The following is a 23,149-nucleotide window of genomic DNA, read 5'->3' on the forward strand; positions in this document are numbered from 1 at the left end:
CGCCGCGGATCCGGCTTGGCCGGTCCGCCAGTGCCGCCCTCTCGAGGGGCGCCCGTCAGGGCGTAGGGGGAGGGCCTTTTTTCTCGTCCACGGAGTAATAGCGCTCGTCATCCAGCGTATCGGTACGGAACCGCGCAGCGGTCGCGTCCCCGTCCGGCAACGGCACGTCCTTTCCCGCACGCCTATGCCGATACAGCGCCGCCCGCGCCAGCATCAGCGTCGTCGCCGGCACCGTCATCGTCAGGAACACCGCGATCAGCACCTCATGCAACGCCGGCCCTTCGTCCGTCATCGTGAAGTACAGCATCGAGGCCAGCACGATGAACACCATCCCCATCGTCGCTCCCAGCGTGGGCCCGTGCATGCGCTGATAGAAGCTGTGGAAGCGCCACAGCCCCAGGCAACCGACCAGCGTCAGCAGGCCGCCCGCCACCAGCAGCAGCGAAGTCAGGATCTCCGCCCACAGCGGCAAGGTCATCCCGTCCGTCATTCGATCACCTCGCCGCGCAGCAGGAACTTGGCCAGCGCCACCGAGCTGACGAAGCCCAGCAGCGCGATGGTGACGGCGGCCTCGAAATACTCGGTGCTGCCGGTGCGTATGCCCAGCACCAGCAGCATCAGCATCGCGCAGATGTACATGGTGTCCAGCGCCAGCACCCGGTCCTGCGCGGCCGGGCCCTTCAGCAGCCGCAGCGTGGCCAGCAGCATGGCGATGGCGATGCACAGCAGCGAGCACAGGCTGGCCCATTCGAGCATGCCATTCATTCGAAGATCTCCATCAGCGGTTGTTCGTAGCGGCTATGGATCGTATCGATCCAGTACTGCTCGTCGTTCAGGTCCAGCACGTGGATCAGCAGCCAGCTCTTGTCGTCGGCGAGCTCGATGCAGACGGTGCCCGGGATCGCGGTCAGGATCAGCGCCAGGGTGGTCAGGCCGTGCGGGTCCCGCAGGACCAGCGGCATCCGGATGAACCCGGAATTGTCGCGCCTGGACTTCGAGCCCAGGATGACCCGCGCGACGTCGAAATTGGACTTGATGCTGTCCAGGATGACGACGCCCAGCAGCTTCAGGGCCACGCCGGGCCGGCGCAAGGTGGCTCTGACGGGCCGCAGCGGCGCGGTCCACAGCGGCACGGCAATGGCCAGCAGGGTGCCCAGCAGGATGTGGCCGAGCGAGAGCGTCTGGTTGAGCAGCAGCCACATCGCCAGCAGGAACAGCGAGGTGAGCGGCCAGGGAACGATGCGTCTGATCATGGGTTGGCGCCTCCGGGGCCGGCCTGCCGGGCCGACATGATGCCGCGCACGTAGTCGCCGGGATGGTGCAGGGCACGGGCGGTGTCGGTGAAATAGCGCATCGCGGGCTGGGCCTGGACCATCAGCACGATGCCCAGCACCAGCATGGCGGCGATGGGAAAGACCTCGATCACGCGCAGCCGGGGCTGGGCGCGGCTGGAGGGGACCCAGAAGGCGCGTATGCCGATGCGGGTCAGCGACACCACGGTCGTCAGGCCCGAGACCACCAGCAGGCCCAGCAGCACCCAGGCCAGCACCGGTTCGGGATTGCCGACCTCGGGGGTGAGGCCGTCGGGGTTCAGGATGGTGGTCAGCAGCGCGAACTTGGCGACGAAGCCCGACAGCGGCGGCAGCCCGGACAGCACCAGGGCGCACGCGATGAAGCTGAGCCCCAGGAAGGCCATGGCGGCGGGAATGGCCACGCCGATGTCGGTCGTGCTCATGTCTTCTTCCGCGTCGACCGAGCGGTCCAGGCCGAAGGCTTCCAGCGTGACCGCCAGCAGGTCGGCGCCGAAGGTCCGGCTGCGCTCCATCAGTTCCTGCAGCAGGAAGAAGGCCCCCAGCGCCAGGGTCGAGCTGACCAGGTAGAACAGGGCCGCGGCCGTCACGCTGTCGCGGCCGAAGCCTATGGCCGACAGCAGCGTGCCCGAGGAAATGATGACCGCGAAGCCCGCCAGGCGTCCGGTGTTCTGCGAGGCCAGCATGCCCAGCGTGCCGAAGGTCAGCGTCGCCAGCCCGATGTACAGGATCCATTGCTGGACGAAGCCGCTGGACTCGCCGGCCTGCTCGCCGAACATCAGCAGCGAGAGCCGCAGGATCACGTACACGCCCACCTTGGTCATGATGGAGAACAGGGCGGCGGCGGGCGGCGAGGCGGCGGCGTACGAGGGCGGCAGCCAGAAGTTCAGCGGCCAGGCGCCCGCCTTGATCAGGAAGGCCACGCCCAGGATGGCGGCGCCGGCCTCCATCAGCATGCGATCCGAGCCCGCGACCTGGCCGATGCGCACGGCCACGTCGGCCATGTTCAGCGTGCCGGTCACGCCGTAGATCAGCGCCACGCCGATCAGGAACAACGACGACCCGACCAGGTTGACGGCGATGTAGTGCAGGCCCGCCTTGACCCGCTGCGGCCCGGATCCGTGCAGCAGCAAGCCATAGGAGGCCGCCAGCAGGATTTCGAAGAACACGAACAGGTTGAACAGGTCCGCCGTCAGGAAGGCGCCGTTGAGGCCCATGAGCTGGAGCTGGAACAGCGGATGGAAATGAACCCCCGCGCGGTGCCACCTGGCCAGCGAGTACAGCAGGGAGCCCAGCGCCATGATGGCGGTCAGCAGCAGCATGATGGCCGACAGCCGGTCCAGCGCCAGCGCGATGCCGAAGGGCGCCGGCCAGTTGGCGGCCAGGTAGACCGCGACCCGCACCGGCCCGGCGTCCGCCTGCCGCAGTAGCGCGATCGCCACGGCCAGCAGCGCCACGGTGGCCACCACGTTGACCACGGCCTTGGCCGTGGCGCGGCCCTCGCCCAGCAGCAGCATCAGGCCGGCCACCAGCATGGGCAGGACGATGGGGACGATCATGAGATGGTCATGCCAGGACAGCATCATTCACCCTCCCTGCCGTCCACGTGGTCGGTGCCGCTCAGGCCGCGCGAGGCGAGCATGAGGACCAGGAAGAGCGCGGTCATCGCGAAGCCGATGACGATCGCGGTCAGGACCAGCGCCTGGGGCAGCGGATCGGCGTAGTCGGCGACCTCGCTGGCGCGGTTGGCGCGCAGGATGGGGATCTGGTCCAGCGACAGCTTGCCCATCGAGAAGATGAACAGGTTCACGGCATAGGACACCAGCGAGATGCCCATGATGACCTGGAAGGTCCGGGGCCGCAGCAGCAGCCAGATGCCCGAGCCGCCCAGCGCGCCGATGGCGATGGCGATGATCACTTCCACCGGGCACCTCCCCGGGGGAGCTCGGCCTCGGCCTGCTGCGCGGCGCGGTGGCTGCGTATGGACTGGTGGCCCAGGGCGGTAAGGATAAGCATCGTGGCTCCGACGACCAGGCTGAACACGCCCAGGTCGAAAAGAAAGGCGCTGGGCACGTGGATCTCGCCCACCAGGGGCAGGTGCAGGTGGGCACCGTGCGAGGTCAGGAAGGGATAGCCGAACAGCCAGGCCCCCATGCCGGTCAGCACGGCAAACAGCAGGCCCAGGCCTATCCAGCGCTGGGGATGCAGGCGCATCTTGGATTCGACCCAGGCGGTACCGCCCACCATGTACTGCAGGATGAAGGCCACCGACAGCGTCAACCCGGCGACGAAGCCGCCTCCGGGCAGGTTGTGCCCGCGCATGAACAGGAAGACGGCGAACAGCGCGATGATGGGCAGCGCGAGCCGGATCAGCACCGAGGGCATCAGCAGGTAGCCCACGGCCGGATCGTCGCCGGCGCGCGCGGCGGCGTCGGTCTTGCCCTGGTCGATCTGCTGGTGGGGCAGGGCGATGCTCTCGGGAGCCGGGCGGAAACGCCGCAGCAGCGCGTAGACGGTCAGCGCGACGATGCCCAGCACCGAGATCTCGCCCAGCGTGTCGAAGCCGCGGAAATCCACCAGCAGCACGTTGACGACGTTGGTGCCGCCGCCTTCGGTCAACGCCCGCTCCAGGAAATAGTTGGAGATGGTGTCGGGATAGGGGCGCGTCAGCACGGCGTAGGCCAGCAGCGCCATGCCGGCGCCGCCCGCCACGGCGATGGCCAGGTCGCGCACGCGGTGCACCCAGGCCATGGCCGGCACGCGTATGCCGAGTTCCCGGGGTTCCTTGCGGCGCGGCAGCCAGCGCAGGCCGAGCAGCAGCAGGATGGTGGTGACCACCTCGACCAGCAGCTGCGTCAGCGCCAGGTCGGGGGCGGAGAACCAGACGAAGGTGATGCAGGTGACCAGCCCGGCGCCGCCCATCATGATCAGCGAGGCCAGACGGTGATACTTGGCCTGGTAGGCGGTGCCGATGGCGCAGGCGATGCCGATCAGCCACAGGATGGCGAAGGTCGGGTCGATGGGCGAGGTCTGGACGGCGGGCAGCAGCAGCGGCTGGCCGTACAGCGTGACGGCGGCCACCAGGATGGCGAAGGCGACGATGCCCAGCAACTGGGATTGCAGTCCGCGTGCGCCCAGGCTGTTGGTCAGCCGGTCGGCCAGGCCGATGGCGAAGCTCATGACGCGCTCGAAGGCCCGCTTGCCGTTGAATTTGTAGAACAGCGGCAGGCGCTCGACCGTGCTCAGGCGCAAGGTCTTCTGCAGGATCAGGTACAGCGCCGATCCACCCACCAGCGCCACGAAGCTCATGACCAGCGGCAGGTTGAAGCCATGCCAGATGGCCAGGCTGTAGCTGGGCACCGCGTCGCCCAGGATGGCGCGTACCGCGGTGGCCAGGAAGGGGGCGATGGTGTAGCCGGGCGCCACGCCCACGGCCAGGCACAGGAAGGCCAGGACCTCGGCCGGAAAGCGCATCCAGCGGGGGGCCTCGTGCGGCGTGCGCGGCAGGTCGTGCGGCGGCGGCCCGAAGAACACGTCGTGCAGGAAGCGCCACGAATAGGCCACGCTGAAGGCGCCCGCCACGGTGGCGGCGATGGGCAGTGCATGGCTCATGCCCACGGCGTTGCCGACCACCACGGCCTCGGTGAAGAACATCTCCTTGGAAATGAAGCCGTTCAGCAGCGGCACGCCGGCCATCGCGGCCCCGGCCACCATGGCCAGCGTGGCGGTGATGGGCATGACCTGCGCCAGCCCGCTGAGCCGGCGGATGTCGCGGGTGCCGCATTCGTGGTCGATGATGCCGGCCGCCATGAACAGCGAGGCCTTGAAGGTCGCGTGGTTCATGATGTGGAAGACCGCCGCCACCAGCGCCAGCGGGCTGCCCAGGCCCAGCAGCAGCGTGATAAGCCCCAGGTGGCTGATGGTGGAGTAGGCCAGCAGCCCCTTCAGGTCCTGCTGGAATATCGCGGTATAGGCGCCCAGCAGCAGCGTGCACAGGCCCGCTCCCCCGATGATCCAGAACCATTCCTCGGTGCCGGCCAGCACCGGCCACAGCCGCGCGAGCAGGAAGACGCCGGCCTTGACCATGGTGGCCGAGTGCAGGTAGGCGGACACGGGCGTGGGCGCCGCCATGGCGTGGGGAAGCCAGAAGTGGAAGGGAAACTGGGCGCTCTTGGTGAGCGCGCCCAGCGCGATCAGGACCAGCGCCACTTCGTAGACGGGGTGGGAGCGGATCAGCTCGCCCGAGGACAGCACCGCTTCGAGGTCATAGCTGCCGACGATGTGCCCCAGCACCAGGATGCCGGCGAACAGGCACAGACCGCCGGCGGCCGTGACCGTGAGCGCCATGCGCGCCCCGCGCCGTGCGTCGGGCCGGTGGTGCCAGTAGCCGATCAGCAGGAAGGACACCAGGCTGGTCAGTTCCCAGAACAGGGCGAGCTGGATCAGGTTGCCGGACAGGACCACGCCCAGCATGGCGCCCATGAAGGCGAGGAAGAAAGAGAAGAAGCGCGGCACCGGATCTTCCGGCGACATGTAGTAGCGCGCGTACAGCACGACCAGCAGGCCGATGCCGCTGATCATCAGGGTGAATATCCAGGCCAGCCCGTCCATGCGCAGGACGAAATCGAGCCCCAGCGAAGGCAGCCAGGCAAATTCGTAGCGGACCACGCCGCCGTACGACACCTCGGGGTAGAGCAGGGCGGCCTGTACCGTTCCCGCCAATGCGACCAAACCGGCAAGCCAGGCTTCTCGGTTTCGCGCATTGGCGGGCAGCAAGGCCGCCAAGACACTGCCGGCGAAGGGAAGCGCTAGGAGAATCAGCAAGGACATGGGTGGCGGTCACTCTCTTTGATATAGGTATGGGTGGGGCAACGCAGATGCGAGCAACAAAGAACGCACCTAGCCGGGACACGGGGCGGGTATGGTCCCGCGCTCGGTCTTGCGCCATGGGCGTTCGCCGGAAGGCGTCCCGCGCCGGCCGCGGGGCGCCCGCTCCGGGGACGCCATCGTGTCCAGGAGAGGCGTGCGCACGTTGCCGGCCGCAGTTCCGGCTTCGTGGCTATGCGCCCAATGGTAACAAACGGCGGAGCCGTGCTGGGCGGCACGGGCTGCCCCGTCGCCGTTGGCGGGCATTGTGTAAATGTTCGGGTCAACCCGAATCCGGGCTGTTACACTAATAGGTTGATCTTCGCGCTTTCGTCATGCTTGCGCGCGACGTTTCTCTTTTTTGCGAGCCCGTTTCCGCCGTGATTTCCACCGCCAACCTCACCATCCAGTTCGGTCCCAAACCCCTGTTCGAGAATGTCTCGGTCAAGTTCGGGGAAGGCAACCGCTATGGCCTCATCGGTGCGAACGGCAGCGGCAAATCGACGCTGATGAAGATCATCGGCGGCGACCTCGAACCGTCGGCCGGCAACGTCTCGCTCGAGCCCAACACGCGCCTGGGCAAGCTGCGCCAGGACCAGTTCGCCTACGAAGACGTGCGCGTGCTGGACGTCGTGCTGATGGGCCACGCGGAAATGTGGCAGGCCATGAGCGAGCGGGACGCGATCTACGCCAATCCCGACGCCACCGACGAAGACTACATGCGGGCGGCCGACCTCGAGGCCAAGTTCGCCGAGTACGACGGCTACACGGCGGAGGCCCGAGCCGGCGAATTGCTGCTGGGCCTGGAAATCCCGGTCGAGCAGCACCAGCAGCCGATGCGCGAGATCGCGCCGGGCTGGAAGCTGCGGGTGCTGCTGGCGCAGGCGCTGTTCTCCAATCCCGACGTGCTGCTGCTGGACGAGCCGACCAACAACCTCGACATCAATACGATCCGCTGGCTGGAAACGGTGCTGAACCAGTACCAGTCGACGATGATCATCATCAGCCACGATCGCCACTTCCTGAACCAGGTCTGCACCCACATGGCCGACCTGGACTATCGCGAAGTGCGCATCTATCCCGGCAACTACGACGACTACATGCTGGCCTCGGCCCAGGCGCGCGAGCGCCTGATGAGCTCGAACGCCAAGGCCAAGGAGCGCATCACCGAATTGCAGGATTTCGTGCGCCGCTTCTCGGCCAACAAGTCCAAGGCCCGCCAGGCCACGTCGCGCCTGAAGCAGATCGACAAGCTCAAGGCCGAGACGGTCGAGGTCAAGCCGTCGTCGCGCCAGAACCCCTACATCCGCTTCGAGCTGGCCAAGGTCATGCACCGCCAGGCGGTCGAGATCGAGGGCATCGTCAAGGCCTACGACAAGCCCGTCATCCCGAAGTACTCGGCCATGGTCGAGGCTGGCGAGAAGATCGCCATCATCGGCGCCAACGGCGTGGGCAAGACCACGCTGCTGCGCATGCTGGCCGGCGACCTGGCGCCCGACCAGGGCACGATCAAGTGGTCCGAGAACGCCAACCTCGGCTACATGGCGCAGGACGTCTCCGACAATTTCCAGACCGAGGACAACGTCTTCGACTGGATGGGCCAGTGGCGCCAGCCGGGCGACGACGACCAGGCCATCCGCTCGGTGCTGGGGCGCCTCCTGTTCTCGAGCGACGACATCGGCAAGGCCGTGGGCGTGCTGTCGGGCGGCGAGAAGAACCGGATGATGTTCGGCAAGCTCATGCTGCGCAAGCACAACGTGCTGCTGCTGGACGAACCGACCAACCACCTGGACATGGAGTCGATCGAGTCGCTGCAACTGGCGCTCGAGAAATTCCAGGGTACGCTGTTCTTCGTGTCGCACGACCGCGAGTTCGTGTCGGGCCTGGCCAGTCGTATCATCGAGATACTGCCCGACGGCCAGCTCATCGACTACAAGGGCACGTACGACGAGTACCTGGCCTCGCGCGGCATCGAGGACTGACCGGGGCAGAACGGCACGAAGATTGCTTTGGTCTGCTTCGAGTCCGGTGGCATCCCGTCCACCGCCAAGGAGAAGACGATGCGGAAATCTTTGTCTATCGCCATCCTCACGGCGCCGGGGGTACCCGGCGCGGCGGGCTGAGCCATGCGGGTCAAGGTCCTGCTCTTCGGGTCCCCCGGCTATGGCAGCTTCAACCAGTGCGGCGTGGCGGGCGTGGAAATTGCCCGGCGCGCGGGACGCCAGGTCGAACTGATCTGGATCGAGTCCACGGGCCCGGCCATACGCGCGGCGCGCGTGATCGACGTCTGCCACCACGGCGCCGACCTGGTCGTGGCCTACGGCAGCGCCGGCGACTATCCGGTGGCCATGGCCGCCGAACGCTTCCCCCACATCCATTTCGTCGTCATCCAGGGGTCGCACCTGGCCGAGAACTGCGCGGTCTATGGCGTCAAGCAGGAGCAGTCGGCCTTCCTGGCCGGCGTCGCGGCGGCCGCCGAGAGCCGCACCGGCGGACTGGGCCACCTGTCGGCGGTCAAGACCGAGGCAGCGCTGTGGGCGCGGGCGGCCTATGTGGACGGGGCGATGCGGCAGTCGCCGGGCATGGGCATGATGACGTCCTTTTGCGGCAGCCAGGACGACGAGGGGTTGGCCTTCGAGACCTGCGAAGCCATGGCCAAGCGCGGCGTGGACGTGGTGTTCGCGGCCGTCGATGGTGGCCGGCCGGGTGCGGTGCTGGCCTGCCAGAAGTTCCGGCTGCGCCAGATTGGTGCAATCGTCGACTGGACCGAGACCGATCCGAAGCTGTTCGTGGGGTCGGCCATTTCCGATACCGGCCGCTGCATCGCGGCGGCCATCCAGGACCATGCCGAGGGCAGCCTGCCCTTCGGTACCCGTACCGACTACGGGGTGGAGCGCCCCGAATACGTCCGGCTGGCGCTCAGCCCGCTGGCCGGGGCGTCCACGCGGCAGGCCGTCGAGGAATGGAGCCAGGCCCTGGTGCGGGGCGAGGTCGTTCCCAGCCGCGAATATTCGGGACGGGAATTCGACCTGAGCGGGCTGCTCAGCCGGATATAGCGCGCGGCGTGACCGCCGACGAGACACGCTTGGCCTTGGCCCGGGCCTCGTCCACGGTGGCGGCCGAGGCCAGCCCGACGCCCATGCGGCGCTTGACGAAGGACTCCGGCTTGCCGAACAGCCGCAGGTCGGTGCCCGACTCGGCCAGCGCCTGGGCCACGCCGTCGAAGGCCACCGCGCCCGCCTCGATCCCGCCGTAGATCACGCTGCTCGCACCGGGCTGGCGCAGCGAGGTGTCCACCGGCAGCCCCAGGAAGGCCCGGGCATGCAGTTCGAACTCGTTCTGGACCTGCGAGATCATGGTGACCATGCCGGTGTCGTGCGGGCGCGGGCTGACTTCGGAGAACCAGACCTCGTCGCCCGCCACGAACAGCTCGACGCCGAAGATGCCGTAGCCGCCCAGCTCGCCCGTGACCTTGGCGGCGATCTCGCGGGAGCGGGCCAGGGCAGCGGGCGACATGGGGTGGGGTTGCCAGCTCTCGACGTAGTCGCCGTCCACCTGCACGTGGCCGATGGGCTCGCAGAAATCGGTGCGATCCTGGCCGTCGGCCCCGCGCGAGCGGACGGTCAGCAGGGTGATCTCGTAGTCGAAGCGCACGAAGCCCTCGACGATGACCCGGCCGGCGCCCACCCGGCCGCCTTCCTGCGCATAGCGCCAGGCGCGTTCCACGTCCTGAGGTCCGTCGAGCTTGGACTGGCCCTTGCCGGAAGAGGACATGACGGGCTTGACGATGCACGGGTAGCCGATGTGCTGGTCGATGGCGGCCTGCAATTCCTCGCGGGTCGCGGCGAAGCGGTAGGGCGAGGTGGGCAGGCCCAGGGTTTCGGCCGCCAGGCGCCGTATGCCCTCGCGGTTCATCGTCAACTGGGCGGCGCGGGCGGTGGGCGTGACGCGAGCCACGCCGGCGGCCTCCAGTTCGACCAGCAGGTCGGTGGCGATGGCCTCGATCTCGGGGACGATGATGTCCGGCCGCTCGGCCTCGATCAGCGCCTTCAGCGCATCCCGGTCGGTCATGGCGACGGTGCGGGCGTGATGCGCGACCTGGTGGCCAGGGGCGTCGGCATAGCGGTCGACGGCGATGACTTCCACGCCCAGCCGCTGGAGGGCGATGATGACCTCCTTGCCGAGCTCGCCGGAGCCCAGGAGCATGACGCGCACGGCTGCGGGGGAGAGCGGGGTGCCCAGGGTGGGGAAACGGGTGGCGGTCATCGCGGGGGTCGTCCAGAAGCGAAAACCGAAATGTAGCGCGAACCGGCGGGTCTTGCTGCGCCGCCCGCGCGGCCGACCTCAGGTCCGGCGGCCTCCGGCGGCGATCTTGCGCAACAGCTCGGCCAGCAGCAGCCGTTCGCCCTCGGTCAGCACCGACAGGGCCTCGGCCTCCATGGCCAGGGATCGCGCATGGGCGCGATCGGCCAATTGCCTGCCTTCGTCGGTCAGTTGCACATGCTGTTCGCGCCTATCCTCGTCGCTGCGTATGCGGCGCAGCAGCCCGCGCTCCTGCAGCCGGGTCAGGACGACGACGAGGTTGGGCGCCGGCGTGTCCAGCGCCAGGCAGAGCTTTTTCTGCGTGACCCGCTGGTTGACGGCCAGGAGCGCCAGGATGGAGAACTCGACCGGACGCAGTTTCAGGTCGCCCAGGTGCGCGACGAAGGCCTTGCGCAGGGTGGCGTCCGCCAGCGAGGTCATGAAGCCGAGCAGATGGTCCAGCCTGCGCCGGTCCAGGCCGCCCCGCCGATTCCGGCCGTCGTCCGGCCGTTCGAGGCCGGGCGGGGTTTCAATCGCAGTCATCGAGTTCGGGCAGCGCGCGCCGGGCGCACCGTATGCGATGTTCGACATGGGCTATCCCTGGCAACACGGTATCGAAGAAATGGCGGGCCGTTGCGGCCTTGCCGCGCGGCGCCGCGCCGCCTTCGCGGGACAGCGCCAGCACCTTGAGCCACCAGCGGCCCAGGCAGAGCAGGGCGGTGGCGCGCAGGAAATCGTCCGCGGCACGGTACGGGTAGCCGGGATCCCGGGCCGAGTCCTGGACGATATCGGCCAGCAGGCGGCGATGCGCGGCCAGCGCATCCAGCTGGACGGCCTGCTGTTCCAGCCCCTGGCCGTCGTGGCGGGCCGCCGCCTCCAGTTCGTCCAGCAGGCGGCCGTAGGCCGCGCCGCCGTCGGCGATTACCTTGCGCACCAGCAGGTCCACCGCCTGGATTTCGTTCGTGCCTTCGTAGATGGGCGGGATGCGGCTGTCCCGCAACGCCTGCGCGGCGCCGGTTTCCTCGATGTAGCCGTAGCCGCCGAACACTTGCAGGGCCTGGTCGGCGACCTCGAACCCCGCCCGCGTGGCCCAGGCCTTGACCATGGGAGTCAATAGCGCCAGGCGTTCGTGCGCGTGGCGGCGCTGGTCCGGAGAGGCCGCGTATTCGGATTCGTCCAGCAGTTGCGCCGTCCAGTAGGCCAGCATGCGCGCGCCTTCGACCGCGCAGCGCTGCGCCGCCAAGCTGGCGTGCACGGCCGGATGAAGGGCGATGGGCACGGGATCCGTGCCCGCTGCGATGCCGGGCACGGGGCGTCCCTGGATGCGCTCGCGGGCATAGCGCAGCGCGTGTTTGTAGGCGGCTTCGCCGTGGGCCACCCCTTGCAGGCCAACGCCCAGCCGCGCGGCGTTCATCATCACGAACATGGCCGCGAGGCCCTTGCAGGGCTCCCCCAGCAGCCAGCCGCGTGCGTTCTCGAAGCGCATGGAGCAGGTGGCGCTGCCGCGTATGCCGAGCTTGCTTTCCACGCCGTCGCAGTACACGCCGTTGCGCTGGCCGGTCTCGGGCAGGATCTTCGGCACCAGGAACAGCGACAGGCCCCGCCATCCCGGCGGGCCGCCGGGATGGCGGGCCAGGACCAGGTGCACGATGTTGTCGGTCAGGTCATGCTCGCCCCCGGAGATGAAGAGCTTGCCGCCGTCGATGACATAGGCGCCGTCGCGCTCGGTGGCGCGGGTGCGGATGCGCCCCAGGTCCGAGCCGGCCTGCGGTTCGGTCAGGCACATGGTGCATAGCCATTCCCCGCTGGCCAGCCGGGGCAGGTAGCGCGCCTTCAAGGCGGCGTCGCCGTGGGCCGCCAGGCAGGCATAGGCGCCGTGCAGCAGGCCCGGATACATGGACCATGCATGGTTGGCCGACACCAGCATCTCCTGGATGGCGGCCTCGAGCAGATGAGGCAGGCCCTGGCCGCCCCATTCGGGAGCGCAGCCCAGGCTGGCCCAGCCGGCATCGACATAGGCGCGGTAGGCGGCGGCGAAACCGGTAGGGGTCGCGACCCGTCCGTCCACGTAGGCGCAGCCTTCGCGATCGCCCACCGCGTTCAGCGGCGCCAGCGCTTCGGCGGCGAAGCGCCCAGCCTCGGCCAGCACGTGCCGGGCCGTCTCGATGCCGGGGTCGGCCAGCCCGGGCAGGGTCGCCCATTGACCCGGGGCATGCAGCACGCGCTCGATCACGAACAACATGTCTTCCAGCGGCGGCACGTAGCGGCGCACGGTTCGTCCTCTTACAGGGCGGGAGCCGGCGCGGCTCCCAGGTAGCTGTCGACCACGCGATCGTCGCCGGCCAGTTCGCGGGCCGGTCCATGCAGCGAGATCTCTCCCATTTCCAGCACGTAGCCGTAGTCGGCGACCTCGAGCGCGGCGCGCGCGTTCTGCTCGACCAGCAGGATGGTCACGCCGGTGCGGCGCAGGCGCTCGATCACTTCGAAAACCTCGGCGACGACGCGGGGCGCGAGCCCCAGGCTGGGTTCGTCCAGCATCAGCAGTTCGGGCCGGCTCATCAGCGCGCGGCCCACCGCCAGCATCTGGCGTTCGCCGCCCGACAGCGTGCCGGCCGGCTGGTGGCGCCGTTCATGCAGCCGGCCGAACATGGCGTAGATCTCGTCCAGCGTTTCCATGCATGCGCGGTTGCGCAGCCGCACCTGGCGAAAAGCACCCAGCACGAGGTTGTCCTCGACCGTCATGCTGGAGAAGAGTTCGCGCTTCTCGGGCACCAGCGAGATCCCCAGCATGGCCCGGTCCTCCAGGCGCATGTGGGCGATGTCCCGGCCTTCATAGTGGATCCGGCCGCGCGCGCCCACGGCGCCGATCAGGGTGTTGAGCAGGGTCGACTTGCCGGCGCCGTTGGGGCCGATCACGGTCACGACCGAGCCTCGCTCGGCCCGCAGGCCGATGCCGTGCAGGACCTCGGCCCGGCCATAGCCCGCGTGCAGGTCCGAGACTTCCAGCAATGCCTGGTTCATGGGGCGCTCCATCAATATCAATGTTCCGTGCCGAGATAGGCCGCGCGCACCGCGGGGCTGGCGCGAACCTCGGCGGGCGTGCCTTCCATCAGGCGGGTGCCGAACTCCATCACGACGATGCGGTCGGCCACGTTCATCATCAGGTCCATGTCGTGCTCGACCAGCAGGATCCCCATGCCTTCTTCGCGCAACTGGCGCAGCACCTTGGCCAGGGCCTGTTTCTCGAAGTGGCGCAGGCCGGCCGCGGGTTCGTCCAGCAGCAGCACGGCGGGGTCGCTGCACAGCGCGCGGGCGATCTCCATCAGGCGTTGCAGGCCCATGGCCAGGTTGCCGGCCGGCTCGTGCAGGTGTTCGCCCAGCCCCACCCGCACCAGTTGCGCTTCGGCCTCCCGCAGCAGACTGCGCTCCTGCGGGCGGTCCAGCCGCAGCATGGAACGCAAGGGGCCCGTGCCGCCGCGCAGGTGCGCGCCCAGCGCGACGTTCTCCAGCACGCTCATGTCGGGAATCATCTTGACGTGCTGGAAGGTACGGGCCAGGCCCCGGCTGGCGATCACGCGCGAGGGCAGCCCGTCCACGCGCCAGCCGTGCAGCAGGATCTCGCCCGCGCTCAGCGCCAGCACGCCGCTCAGCAGGTGGAAGGTGGTGGACTTGCCGGCGCCGTTGGGGCCGATCAGCCCGACGATGTCGCCGGCGCGCACCGCCAGGTCCACGTCGTTGACCGCCACCAGGCCGCCGAACTGGCGCCGCAGGCCCTTGCCCTCGAGTACGACGGCGCCGCGTTCGGGCTTGGGGCGTACCGGCAGCGCGGCGGCCTCGGCCCAGTCGCGCCGGCGGCGCGCGCGTGGCGCCAGGCCGTCGAGGAAGGACCAGATGCCTTGGCGGGCGTACTTGAGCACCAGCACCAGGATGATGCCGAAGGCGATGACCTCGAAGCTGCCGGTGCGGCCCAGCAGGGCGGGAATCAGCACCTGGAGCTGGTCCTCGATCAGCTTGACCGCCGCCGCGCCCGTCAGCGCGCCCCATACCGAACCCAAGCCGCCCAGCACGGCCATGAAAAGGTACTGGATGCCCATGTGGAGCCCGAAGGGCGAGGGGTTCACGCTGCGCTGGAAATGGGCGAACAGCCAGCCCGATACCGAGGCGAACAGCGCGGCCAGGACGAACACGCCGATCTTGTAGCGCAGCGTGTTCACGCCCATGGCCTCCGCCAGCACGGTGCCGTCGCGCAGCGCGCGGATGGCCCGTCCGCTGCGTGAATCCAGCAGCCAGCCGGCGACCAGCATGGCGGCCAGCGCAAAGGCCCAGATCAGATAGAACTGCGAGCGACCGGTGTCGAAGACCAGGCTGCCGATGGACACCGGCGCGATGCCCATCAGGCCATCGTACTTGCCCAGCCAGTCGATGCTGCTGAGCAGGTAGAACACCGCGAGCCCCCACGCGATGGTGGCGACGGGCAGGTAGTGGCCCGACATGCGCAGGGTAAGCGGGCCGATCAGCAGCGCCGCGCAGGCCGTGACCGCCAGCCCCGCCAGCAGCCCCAGCCAGGGCGAGACGCCGTAGGTGACCGACAGCACGCCGGTGGCATAGGCACCCAGGCCGACGAAGGCCGCCTGCCCGAAGGACGTCAGGCCGGCCATGCCGGTCAGCAGGACGACGCCGACCACGACGATCGCATACAGGCCGATGTAGTTGAGCTGGGTGATCCAGAATTCGGGCACCGGCAGCAGCGGCAGCGCCAGCAGGGCCGCGACGAACAGCGCGAAGACCGCGGCGCGCACCGGGTAGCCGCCGGGCCGGCGGGCCATGTCGGGCGCGGCGGCCCGCAGGGTGTCGGAATGGTGCTTCATCAGTGTTCTTCGTGATGAGGGGTGTAGAGCGAGCGCCACAGCAGCACCGGCAGGATCAGCGTGAAGACGATGGCCTCCTTCAGCGAACTGGCCCAGAACGAGCCGAAGGATTCGGCTACGCCCAGCAGCAGCGCGCCCACGGCGGTGGCAGGGTAGCTGGCGAGTCCGCCGCCGACGGCGGCGATGAAGCCCTTCAGTCCGATCAGGAAGCCGGAATCGTAGAAGACCGTCGTGGTCGAGCCGATCAGCAGGCCGGACAAGGCGCCGATGAAGGCTGCCATCGCGAACGCCAGCTTGCCGGCGGCGTCGGCCGAAATCGCCAGGAGGCGCGCGCCCAGGCGGTTGACGGCGGTGGCGCGCAAGGCCTTGCCGTACAGCGTGCGGCCGAAGAAGAGCTTGAGCAGCACCATCAGCAGGACGAAGGCGATGAAGATGGCGACGACCTGCCCGGACAGGCTGAGCGGCCCCAGCGCATAGCGGGCATCGACGAAGGGCGGATTGCGGAACCCTTCGGCGCCGAAGAAGAACAGCGCCAGGCCCAGCAACACGAAATGGACGCCCACCGAGACGATGAGCAGCACCAGTACGCTGGCCTCGGCGATGGACTGGTAGGCGAGGCGATAGGTGAGGGGACCCAGCGGCGTGACGATCAGCAGCGTCAGCAGGCCCTGGAGCAGGATGGGCAGGTCCCGTGGCGCTGCCCAGACCGAGACGGCGGCGATCACGGCCGGCAGGGCCAGCTGGCCCAGAGCCAGGCGCAGGACGGTGCGCGATCGGCCCGGCGCGGCGGGGGTGCGCAGCAGGATGCGCAGGTCGAGCAGGAAGGCCGCGGCCGAAGCAACCAGCAGCAGCCAGACCGTGCCGGGCACCTGGCCGGTCTGGAACAGGGCGAGGGTCAGCGCGCCGAAGGCGACGAATTCCCCCTGGGGAATGAACAGGATGCGCGTAACGGTGAAGATCAGGACAGTGGCGATGCCCAGCAGCGCGTAGATCGCGCCGTTGGTCAGGCCGTCCAGCGTCAAGACGCCGGCTATCGTCAAGTCCATGTGCAAACTCTTGGTATGGAGTGGGATGGGCCGGCGCCCGCACGCCGGCCGTGGCGGCTTATTGCTCGACCTTCCAGTCGCCGTTGACGACCTTCATGATCAGCCCGGTTTCCTTGGTGAAGCCCCAATGGTCCTGCGGGGTGTAGTCGATGATGCCCTGCGAGACGGGCGTCACGCCGCCGCTCTCGAGCGCCTCCTTGAGCGCGGCGCGGAATTCCGGCGTGCCCGGCCGGGCCTTCTTCAGCGCGACGGGCACCGCCTTCTCGAGCAGGATGGCGGCATCGTACATGTGCGCGGCGAACTGGTTGCGCGAGCCGGCGCCATAGATCTTTTCATAGCGGGCGATGTAGTCCACGCCGAATTTCTTGGACGGATTGCTGTCGGGCAACTGGTCGGCCACCGTGGCCGGACCCGACACGACGAACGCGCCTTCGACGTCCTTGCCGCCCACTCGCATCAGGTCGCGCGAGGCGGCCGAGTGGGTCTGGTAGATCTTGCCGCGATAGCCGCGATCGACCACCGCCTTGTGCGGCATGGCGGCACCGCTGCCCGAGGCCGCGATCAGGATGGCGTCGGGATTGGCGGCCGTCAGTTTCAGCGCCTGCGCCGTCACGCTGGTATCGGTGCGCGCGAAGCGCTCGGCGCCGATCACCGTGATGCCCGCCGCCTTGGCTTCCTTGGTGAAATCGTTCAGCCAGCTTTCGCCGTAGGTGTCGGAGTAGCCCAGGAAGCCGACCGTCTTGACGCCGTGTTTCTTCATGTGGGCGACGACCGGGATGGCCATGACCGCGTTGGACTGGGCGAGCCGGAACGACCATTCGTCCTTGCCCGGCGCGGTCACGATGGGCGAGGCCGCCAGTTGCACCGTTTTCGCCTGGGCCGCGACGTCAGACATCGCCAGCGCGACCGGGGTCGCCGCCGAGCCGACGATCAGGTCCACCTTGTCCTCGGACACGAAGCGGCGCGCGTTCTTGACGCCCACCGTGGGATCGGAGGCATCGTCGAGCACGATGACACGCAGGGTTTCGCCGCCTATGGACTTGGGCCACAACGCCAAGCCGTTGTTGCAGGGAATGCCCAGGCCCGAGGCGGGGCCGGTCAGCGGCAGGCTGACGCCTATGGTGATCTCGGCCTGCGCGGCGGATTGGAACAGCAATGCGACGAGGGTGGGGACGATCAGCTTGCGTAAGGTCATGGTGTGTCTCCTCTGGGGCTTTTTCATGGGGCGGTGGGCGTGTCTGGGACGCCCTTGCGCCGGTTCGACTACAGGCACCCGGACGTCAACGCGGCGGCATGCGCAGCGCGCCGTCCAGGCGGATCACCTCGCCGTTCAGGTAGGCGTTCTCGACGATGTGCGCCACCAGGGCGGCGAACTCCGCGGGCTGGCCCAGCCGCCTGGGGAAGGGGACCGAGCCGCCCAGGCTGGTCTGGACTTCCGGCGGAAGTTCGTCCAGCAGCGGCGTCCGGAACAGGCCCGGGGCGATCGCCATGACGCGCACGCCGAACTGGGCCAGGTCGCGCGCCGCCGGCAGGGTCAGCGCGGCGATGCCGCCCTTCGAGGCGGCGTAGGCGGTCTGGCCCATCTGGCCGTCGTAGGCGGCGATCGACGTCGTATTGACCATGACGCCGCGTTCGCCGTCGTCCAGGGGGTCGAGCGCGGTCATCTCGGCCGCGGCCAGGCGCATGACGTTGAAGGTGCCGACCAGGTTGATCTGTACGATGCGGCTGAAATCGGCCAGCGGCATCGGGCCCTGCCTGCCCGTGATCCGGTGCGCGCCGCCGACGCCGGCGCAGTTGACCAGGACGCGCGCGGGACCGTGCCGCTGGCGCGCCGCGTCCAGCGCCTGCTGCACGCTGTCTGCGTCGGTGACGTCGCAGGGCAGCGCGAGTCCTCCCATGTCGGCGGCGACGGCCTGGGCCTGCGCGGCGTTGCGGTCCAGTACCGCCACCCGCGCGCCGCGTGCCGCCAGCAGGCGCGCGGTCTGCGCGCCGAGCCCGGAGGCGCCGCCGGTCACCAGTGCGGCCAGTCCTTCGATCTTCATGATGCGCTCCCGGAAGGCGTGTGGGGAAGAATGACGCGCGGATCGGTGCCGGCATACATCAGCTCGACCGCATCGGCGCGATGCTTGAGCACGTTGCGCTGGTTGATGGAACCTTTGTCGGTGGCCTCGCCCAGGTCTATGGACGGCGGCGTGTCCAGGACCAGCGCGCGCGCCACGCGGGTCGCGCTGCCGGTGCCCGAGGCCCATAGCCGGTCCACCAGTTCCTGGAACATCTCGCGCACCGCGGGCACGGCCAGCACTTGCGCCGCCGGCGCGTCGGCCGCGAGGCCCGCGAGCTGGCGGCACTCGGCCATGCGCGGGAAGATCAGGATGCCGACGTCGTTGCGGTTGAGGCCGGCGATGACCACGTCCTGCACATAGGGCTCGCCGGCGGCGATGATGCGTGCCCGCAGCGGTCCGGTCGACACGAAGGTGCCGGTGGAGAGCTTGAAGTCTTCCGAGATGCGGCCATCGAAGGCCAGGCCCAGTTCCAGCCGCTCGGGATCGATGGGGCGGGCCGCGTCGCCCGAACGGAAGTAGCCTTCCTCGTCGAAGGATTCGGCCGTCTGCTGCGGGGCGCGCCAGTAGCCGGGCGTGACCGTGGGGCCGCGGTAGCGGACTTCGAGCTTGCCTTGCACGGGTACGAGCTTGACCTCCAGGCCCGGAGCGGGCAGGCCGATGACGCCCGAGAAGACCAGGTCGGAATTGGCGCACAATGCGAACGGCGCGGTCTCGGTCATGCCCAGGCCGGTCAGCATGCGGATGCGTTCGCCGCACAGGCGCTGCGCCGCCAGATCCAGGCGTTCCCAGACCTGGGGCGACAGGCCGGCGCCGGAGAAGAAGAAGGCCTTGACCCGGGCCAGGAAGGTGCGTCCCAGGGTTTCGTCGCGTTCGATGGCGGAGACGATTTCCTCGAACCCCTTGGGCACGTTGAAATAGATCGTGGGCGAGATCTCGCGCAGGTTGCGCAGGGTCTCGGCCATGCCCTGGGGCGTGGGCTTGCCTTCGTCGATGTACAGCGTGCCCCCGTTGTAGAGGGCGATGCCGATGTTGTGGTTGCCGCCGAAGGTGTGGTTCCACGGCAGCCAGTCGACCAGCACGGGCGGTTCCTCGGCCAGGAAGCGCAGGCATTGGACCAGCATCTGCTGGTTGGCGCACAGCATGCGCTGGGTGTTGATGACGGCCTTGGGCAACTGGGTCGAGCCCGAGGTGAACAGGAACTTGACGATGGTGTCGGGCGTCACGCGCGCATGGGCGGCGTCGACCGCCTCCGTGGCCTGCGTGGCCAGCAGGTCGCCGAAGGGCGTGAGCCGGCGGCCCGGGATCTCGCCGCGCACCGCCACCACTTCGACATCGGCGGGTACCTTGGCGGCGATCGCCCGCGCATACGCGGTGGCATCCGAGACGAACACCAGGCCCGGCGTGAGCACCTGCAGCGTGTGTTCCAGCTTGGCGAAATCCTGCGACACCAGCGAATAGGCGGCCGAGATGGGCGCGTAGGGCACGCCCGCCAGCATGGCGCCCAGTGCGATCTGCAGGTGCTCCAGGTCGTTGTCCGACAGCACGACGATGGGCCGGTCGACCGACAGGCCGCGGTCGATCAGCGCCTGGGCGATGGCGCGCGCCTTGTGCAATGCGTCGCCGTAGCGCATCTCGACCCACGGGCCGCCATCCTGGCGCTTGGCGGCGAACAGGCGGTCCGGATACATGGCCGCCCAGTGCAGCAGGCAGTCCGTCAGGCGTCCGGGGTAGGGGCGCAGCGGCTCGGTCGAACGCAGGCGCAACGTGCCGTCTTCCCCGCGTTCTATGTGCGCCGACAGGGAGCCTCCCCGCGACGCCTGGCGGTACGGGATGTGCGAGGTCGTCATGGCTTGCCCACCTTGGCGGCCCGCCCTTGCAGGAAAGCCTCCAGCCTGGCCTTGGCGTCGATGTCGCCCTGCGCGATGGCGGCCATGAGCGATTCGGTGAACAGGCCGTCGCTTTGCGACTGGTCGGCGATGCGGGGCAGGGCTTGCAGCACGGCGTAGTTGCTGAGCGGGGCATTGGCGGCGATGCGGGCGGCAAGCTCCTCGGCCTTGCGCAGCCCCTCGCCCTCGGGAACCAGGTATTGCGACAGGCCCGCCGCCAGGCCTTCCTGCGCGTCGTAGACGCGGCCCGTCAGCATCATGTCGCTCATGCGGGCGACACCGATCAGGCGGGAGATGCGGGCCGACCCGCCGCCACCCACGAACAGGCCGCGCTGGCCCTCGGGCAGCCCGTAGAACGCCGTCTGTTCGGCGATGCGGATGTGGCAGGCGCTGGCCAGCTCCAGGCCGCCGCCGACCACGGCGCCGTGCAGTACCGCCACGACGGGGACCTTGCCGAACTGGACCTGCTCGAACGCGGCATGCCAGCCCCGGGAATGGACGATGCCGTCGGCCACGCTGCGCTGGCGCAGCTCCGACAGGTCCAGGCCGGAACAGAAATGGTCGCCTTCGCCCGTGAGGATGACCACCCGCACGTGCTCGGGCATGTTGATGAAGGCAATGTGCAACTGGGCGATCAGGTCATCGTTCAGCGCATTGCGCTTGCCGGGGCGAGCGAGCGCAATGCGTCCGATCGGCCCGCTGGTATCGACGGACAACAAGCTGTCTTCTCCACTGGTATCCGCGGCGAGTGCCACGGATTTCTCTCTGTATTAGTTATTAGTATGAACTAATTTTGCGTACGAAACGCTGGGGCTTACCCTAGGTGGATTCAAGCCGTACAGAGGTTGGGAGAGAAGATGGAGGAACGGTGGAGTCCGGCCCGTACATGACAATATGATTAAGAAGAATAATTGTCTGTCGGGCCGGACGCCACGAGGGCTCAGCGCGGGCGGGCGGTTCCGGTATGGGCGATGACCGCGCCCTCGGGCAAGGGGCGCACGACCTGCTCGTACACCGACAGCCAGCCGCGCACCCGCCCCGGGGCGGGCGGGGCGAAGGCTTCGCGCCGGCGGGCCAGTTCCTGTTCCGCCACCTTCAGGTCCACGGTGCGCGCATCGATATCGATGGCGATGGGGTCGCCATCCTGGACCAGGCCCAGCGGCCCGCCGGCGGCCGCCTCGGGCGACACCTCGCCCACGACCAGCCCCTTGTTGACCAGGCCGGACAACTGGCCGTCCGTGACGACCGCGACGTGTTCGCCCAGGCCCGCACCGTCCAGGACGAACACGAAGCGCGAGGCCATGCCCATGCCTGGTCCGCCGCGCACGCCCAGGCCGCGCATCACGACCACGGTGCCGCGCTCGATCTCGCCCCGTTGCAGGGCCGCGATGGCATCTTCCTGGGACTCGAATACCCGGGCCGTTCCCTCGAAGCGCATGGCCTTGCCGGTGGCCAGGCCCAGCTTGACGATGCCGCCGTCGGGCGCGAGCGAACCGCGCAGGATGACGATGGAGGGGCGGGTGGACAGCGGCTGGTCGGCCGGGCGCAGGATGGCTTCGTCGCGCACCTGGGCCTGGTCCACGGCGTCGCCCAGCGGCCGCCCGGACACGGTCAGCGCCTCGGGGTGATAGAGGCCGGCCAGGCGCTTGAACACGGCCAGCGTCCCGCCCGCGCGCTCCAGGTCCTCGATGGAGTGGTCGCCGTTGGGGCGGATGGCGGCGATCAGGGGCGTGGTATCCGCCAGCCGCTCGAACAGCCCGTAGACATCCACGCCGGCCTGCGCTTCGTTCGCGATGGCCTGCAGATGCTTGATGGTATTGATGGAGCCGCCCAGCGCAAGCACCAGGCGGGCGGCGTTGGCAAAGGCCTCGGCGGTGAGGATGGCGCGCGGCCGCAGGTCCTCCCAGACCATCTGGACGATGCGGGCGCCGGCCTGCGCGACGGTGGCCATCATGCGCGGGCTGTTGGCGGCCACCGGCGCGCTGCCGGGCAGGGCCATGCCCAATGCCTCGCACACCATGTGCATGGAATTGGCGGTACCTATGCCGGCACAGACTCCCGGGCCACGCACCGCCTGTTCGCTCATCGCCGCCAGCTCGGCCGGATCCATGCGGCCGGCCGCGACGTGGCCCGCGGCCAGGAAAACTTCCTCGATGTCGACGTGTTGCTGCTTGTGGTGGCCGCTGCGCTGGTAGCCGCACACCACGACCAGCGTCGGGAGGTCCAGCCGGGCGGCCGCCATGAGCTGGCCGGGCGTGGTCTTGTCGCACGAGGCCAGGCAGATCATGCCGTCCAGCAGCGCGCCTTCCACCGCCACTTCGATGTCGTTGGCGATGAGGTCGCGGCTGGGAAGGATATAGCCGCCGCGGGCGCCGGCGCTGGTGATGAAGTCGCTGGGAGCGGCGGTGCGCACCTCGAAGGGCAGGCCGCCGGCCTCGCGTATGGCTTGCTTGATGGCGGCGGCGACGCCGTCCAGGTGGCTGAAGCAGCTCGACAGTTCCGACGAGGTGTTGACCACGGCGATCTTGGGTTTCTCCATGTCGGCGTCGGTCAGGCCGAGCGCGCGCCATTGCGCCCGCCTGACCGCCCAGCGCGAGGTGCCGGGTTCGAAGTTGCTGCGCAGCGCACGGCGCGGCGCCGTCTTGCCTGGGTCGGACGATGACATGAGGTCTCCATGAAAATTTGAAACGTTATTTCAATTTATCATCCGGCATGTCTTTCGAGCAACGCCGATCCGTGGTTAAAATTAAAATGAAACGTCATTTCGAAAAATATTGACGCATGGCGGGCGACTGTCGGAGAATCTGC

19 protein-coding genes are annotated in these 23,149 nt (G+C 68.7%); 2 read left to right on the forward strand and 17 right to left on the reverse strand.

What is annotated here, in order from left to right:
- Positions 1–55: 55 nt before the first annotated feature.
- The 6 genes from mnhG to CDO46_RS19460 are packed head-to-tail and all read right to left on the reverse strand — an operon-like array spanning position 56 to position 6,140.
- Positions 56–490, reverse strand: coding sequence for a monovalent cation/H(+) antiporter subunit G (mnhG, locus tag CDO46_RS19435; RefSeq protein ID WP_087840120.1), 435 nt, complete (start codon positions 488–490; stop codon positions 56–58).
- Positions 487–765, reverse strand: a complete 279-nt coding sequence (locus tag CDO46_RS19440) for a K+/H+ antiporter subunit F (protein WP_087840121.1) — start codon at positions 763–765, stop codon at positions 487–489. Before CDO46_RS19440 ends, mnhG begins: the two co-directional genes overlap by 4 nt.
- A complete protein-coding gene (locus tag CDO46_RS19445) occupies positions 762–1,253 on the reverse strand; it encodes a Na+/H+ antiporter subunit E (protein ID WP_176400792.1) in 492 nt (163 codons plus the stop codon). Before CDO46_RS19445 ends, CDO46_RS19440 begins: the two co-directional genes overlap by 4 nt.
- Positions 1,250–2,896, reverse strand: coding sequence for a monovalent cation/H+ antiporter subunit D (locus CDO46_RS19450; RefSeq protein WP_243724343.1), 1,647 nt, complete (start codon positions 2,894–2,896; stop codon positions 1,250–1,252). The genes CDO46_RS19445 and CDO46_RS19450 overlap by 4 nt, the downstream gene beginning before the upstream one ends.
- The gene (locus CDO46_RS19455; RefSeq protein ID WP_087840122.1) at positions 2,893–3,234 is read right to left on the reverse strand and encodes a Na+/H+ antiporter subunit C; all 342 of its coding nucleotides are present in this window, start codon (positions 3,232–3,234) and stop codon (positions 2,893–2,895) included. The genes CDO46_RS19450 and CDO46_RS19455 overlap by 4 nt, the downstream gene beginning before the upstream one ends.
- Positions 3,225–6,140, reverse strand: a complete 2,916-nt coding sequence (locus tag CDO46_RS19460; RefSeq protein WP_087840123.1) for a monovalent cation/H+ antiporter subunit A — start codon at positions 6,138–6,140, stop codon at positions 3,225–3,227. Before CDO46_RS19460 ends, CDO46_RS19455 begins: the two co-directional genes overlap by 10 nt.
- Positions 6,141–6,556: 416 nt before the next feature.
- Between CDO46_RS19460 and CDO46_RS19465 the strand changes: the two genes are divergently transcribed.
- A complete protein-coding gene (locus CDO46_RS19465; protein WP_165962989.1) occupies positions 6,557–8,158 on the forward strand; it encodes an ABC-F family ATPase in 1,602 nt (533 codons plus the stop codon).
- Positions 8,159–8,302: 144 nt separating this feature from the next.
- Positions 8,303–9,232, forward strand: coding sequence for a BMP family protein (locus CDO46_RS19470; protein ID WP_087840125.1), 930 nt, complete (start codon positions 8,303–8,305; stop codon positions 9,230–9,232).
- Here the strand turns inward: CDO46_RS19470 and purT are convergent.
- From purT to CDO46_RS19525, 11 genes are all read right to left on the reverse strand, one after another.
- Entirely contained in the window at positions 9,219–10,442 is a 1,224-nt protein-coding gene (gene purT / locus CDO46_RS19475; protein ID WP_087840126.1) for a formate-dependent phosphoribosylglycinamide formyltransferase, read from the reverse strand. The two genes, CDO46_RS19470 and purT, sit on opposite strands and share 14 nt — an antisense overlap.
- Positions 10,443–10,520: 78 nt before the next feature.
- A complete protein-coding gene (locus tag CDO46_RS19480) occupies positions 10,521–11,021 on the reverse strand; it encodes a MarR family winged helix-turn-helix transcriptional regulator (RefSeq protein WP_165962990.1) in 501 nt (166 codons plus the stop codon).
- Positions 11,008–12,750: an acyl-CoA dehydrogenase gene (locus CDO46_RS19485; RefSeq protein ID WP_087840128.1), complete on the reverse strand. Its 1,743-nt coding sequence runs from the start codon at positions 12,748–12,750 to the stop codon at positions 11,008–11,010. Before CDO46_RS19485 ends, CDO46_RS19480 begins: the two co-directional genes overlap by 14 nt.
- An 11-nt stretch (positions 12,751–12,761) precedes the next feature.
- Positions 12,762–13,499, reverse strand: a complete 738-nt coding sequence (locus CDO46_RS19490; protein WP_087840129.1) for an ABC transporter ATP-binding protein — start codon at positions 13,497–13,499, stop codon at positions 12,762–12,764.
- Between the two features lie 17 nt (positions 13,500–13,516).
- The gene (locus CDO46_RS19495; protein WP_243724365.1) at positions 13,517–15,304 is read right to left on the reverse strand and encodes an ATP-binding cassette domain-containing protein; all 1,788 of its coding nucleotides are present in this window, start codon (positions 15,302–15,304) and stop codon (positions 13,517–13,519) included.
- Between the two features lie 41 nt (positions 15,305–15,345).
- A complete protein-coding gene (locus CDO46_RS19500) occupies positions 15,346–16,392 on the reverse strand; it encodes a branched-chain amino acid ABC transporter permease (RefSeq protein WP_087840131.1) in 1,047 nt (348 codons plus the stop codon).
- 58 nt (positions 16,393–16,450) lie between these two features.
- Positions 16,451–17,587, reverse strand: coding sequence for an ABC transporter substrate-binding protein (locus CDO46_RS19505; RefSeq protein ID WP_087840132.1), 1,137 nt, complete (start codon positions 17,585–17,587; stop codon positions 16,451–16,453).
- An 85-nt stretch (positions 17,588–17,672) separates the two neighbouring features.
- The gene (locus tag CDO46_RS19510) at positions 17,673–18,434 is read right to left on the reverse strand and encodes an SDR family NAD(P)-dependent oxidoreductase (protein ID WP_087840133.1); all 762 of its coding nucleotides are present in this window, start codon (positions 18,432–18,434) and stop codon (positions 17,673–17,675) included.
- A complete protein-coding gene (locus CDO46_RS19515) occupies positions 18,431–20,302 on the reverse strand; it encodes a feruloyl-CoA synthase (protein WP_087840134.1) in 1,872 nt (623 codons plus the stop codon). Before CDO46_RS19515 ends, CDO46_RS19510 begins: the two co-directional genes overlap by 4 nt.
- Entirely contained in the window at positions 20,299–21,060 is a 762-nt protein-coding gene (locus CDO46_RS19520) for a crotonase/enoyl-CoA hydratase family protein (protein WP_087840135.1), read from the reverse strand. The genes CDO46_RS19515 and CDO46_RS19520 overlap by 4 nt, the downstream gene beginning before the upstream one ends.
- Before the next feature lie 221 nt (positions 21,061–21,281).
- Positions 21,282–23,006: a dihydroxy-acid dehydratase gene (locus CDO46_RS19525; RefSeq protein WP_087840136.1), complete on the reverse strand. Its 1,725-nt coding sequence runs from the start codon at positions 23,004–23,006 to the stop codon at positions 21,282–21,284.
- Positions 23,007–23,149 lie beyond the last annotated feature (143 nt).

The sequence above is a fragment of the Pigmentiphaga sp. NML030171 genome (assembly GCF_002188635.1).
Classification (GTDB): Bacteria; Pseudomonadota; Gammaproteobacteria; order Burkholderiales; family Burkholderiaceae_B; genus Pigmentiphaga; species Pigmentiphaga daeguensis.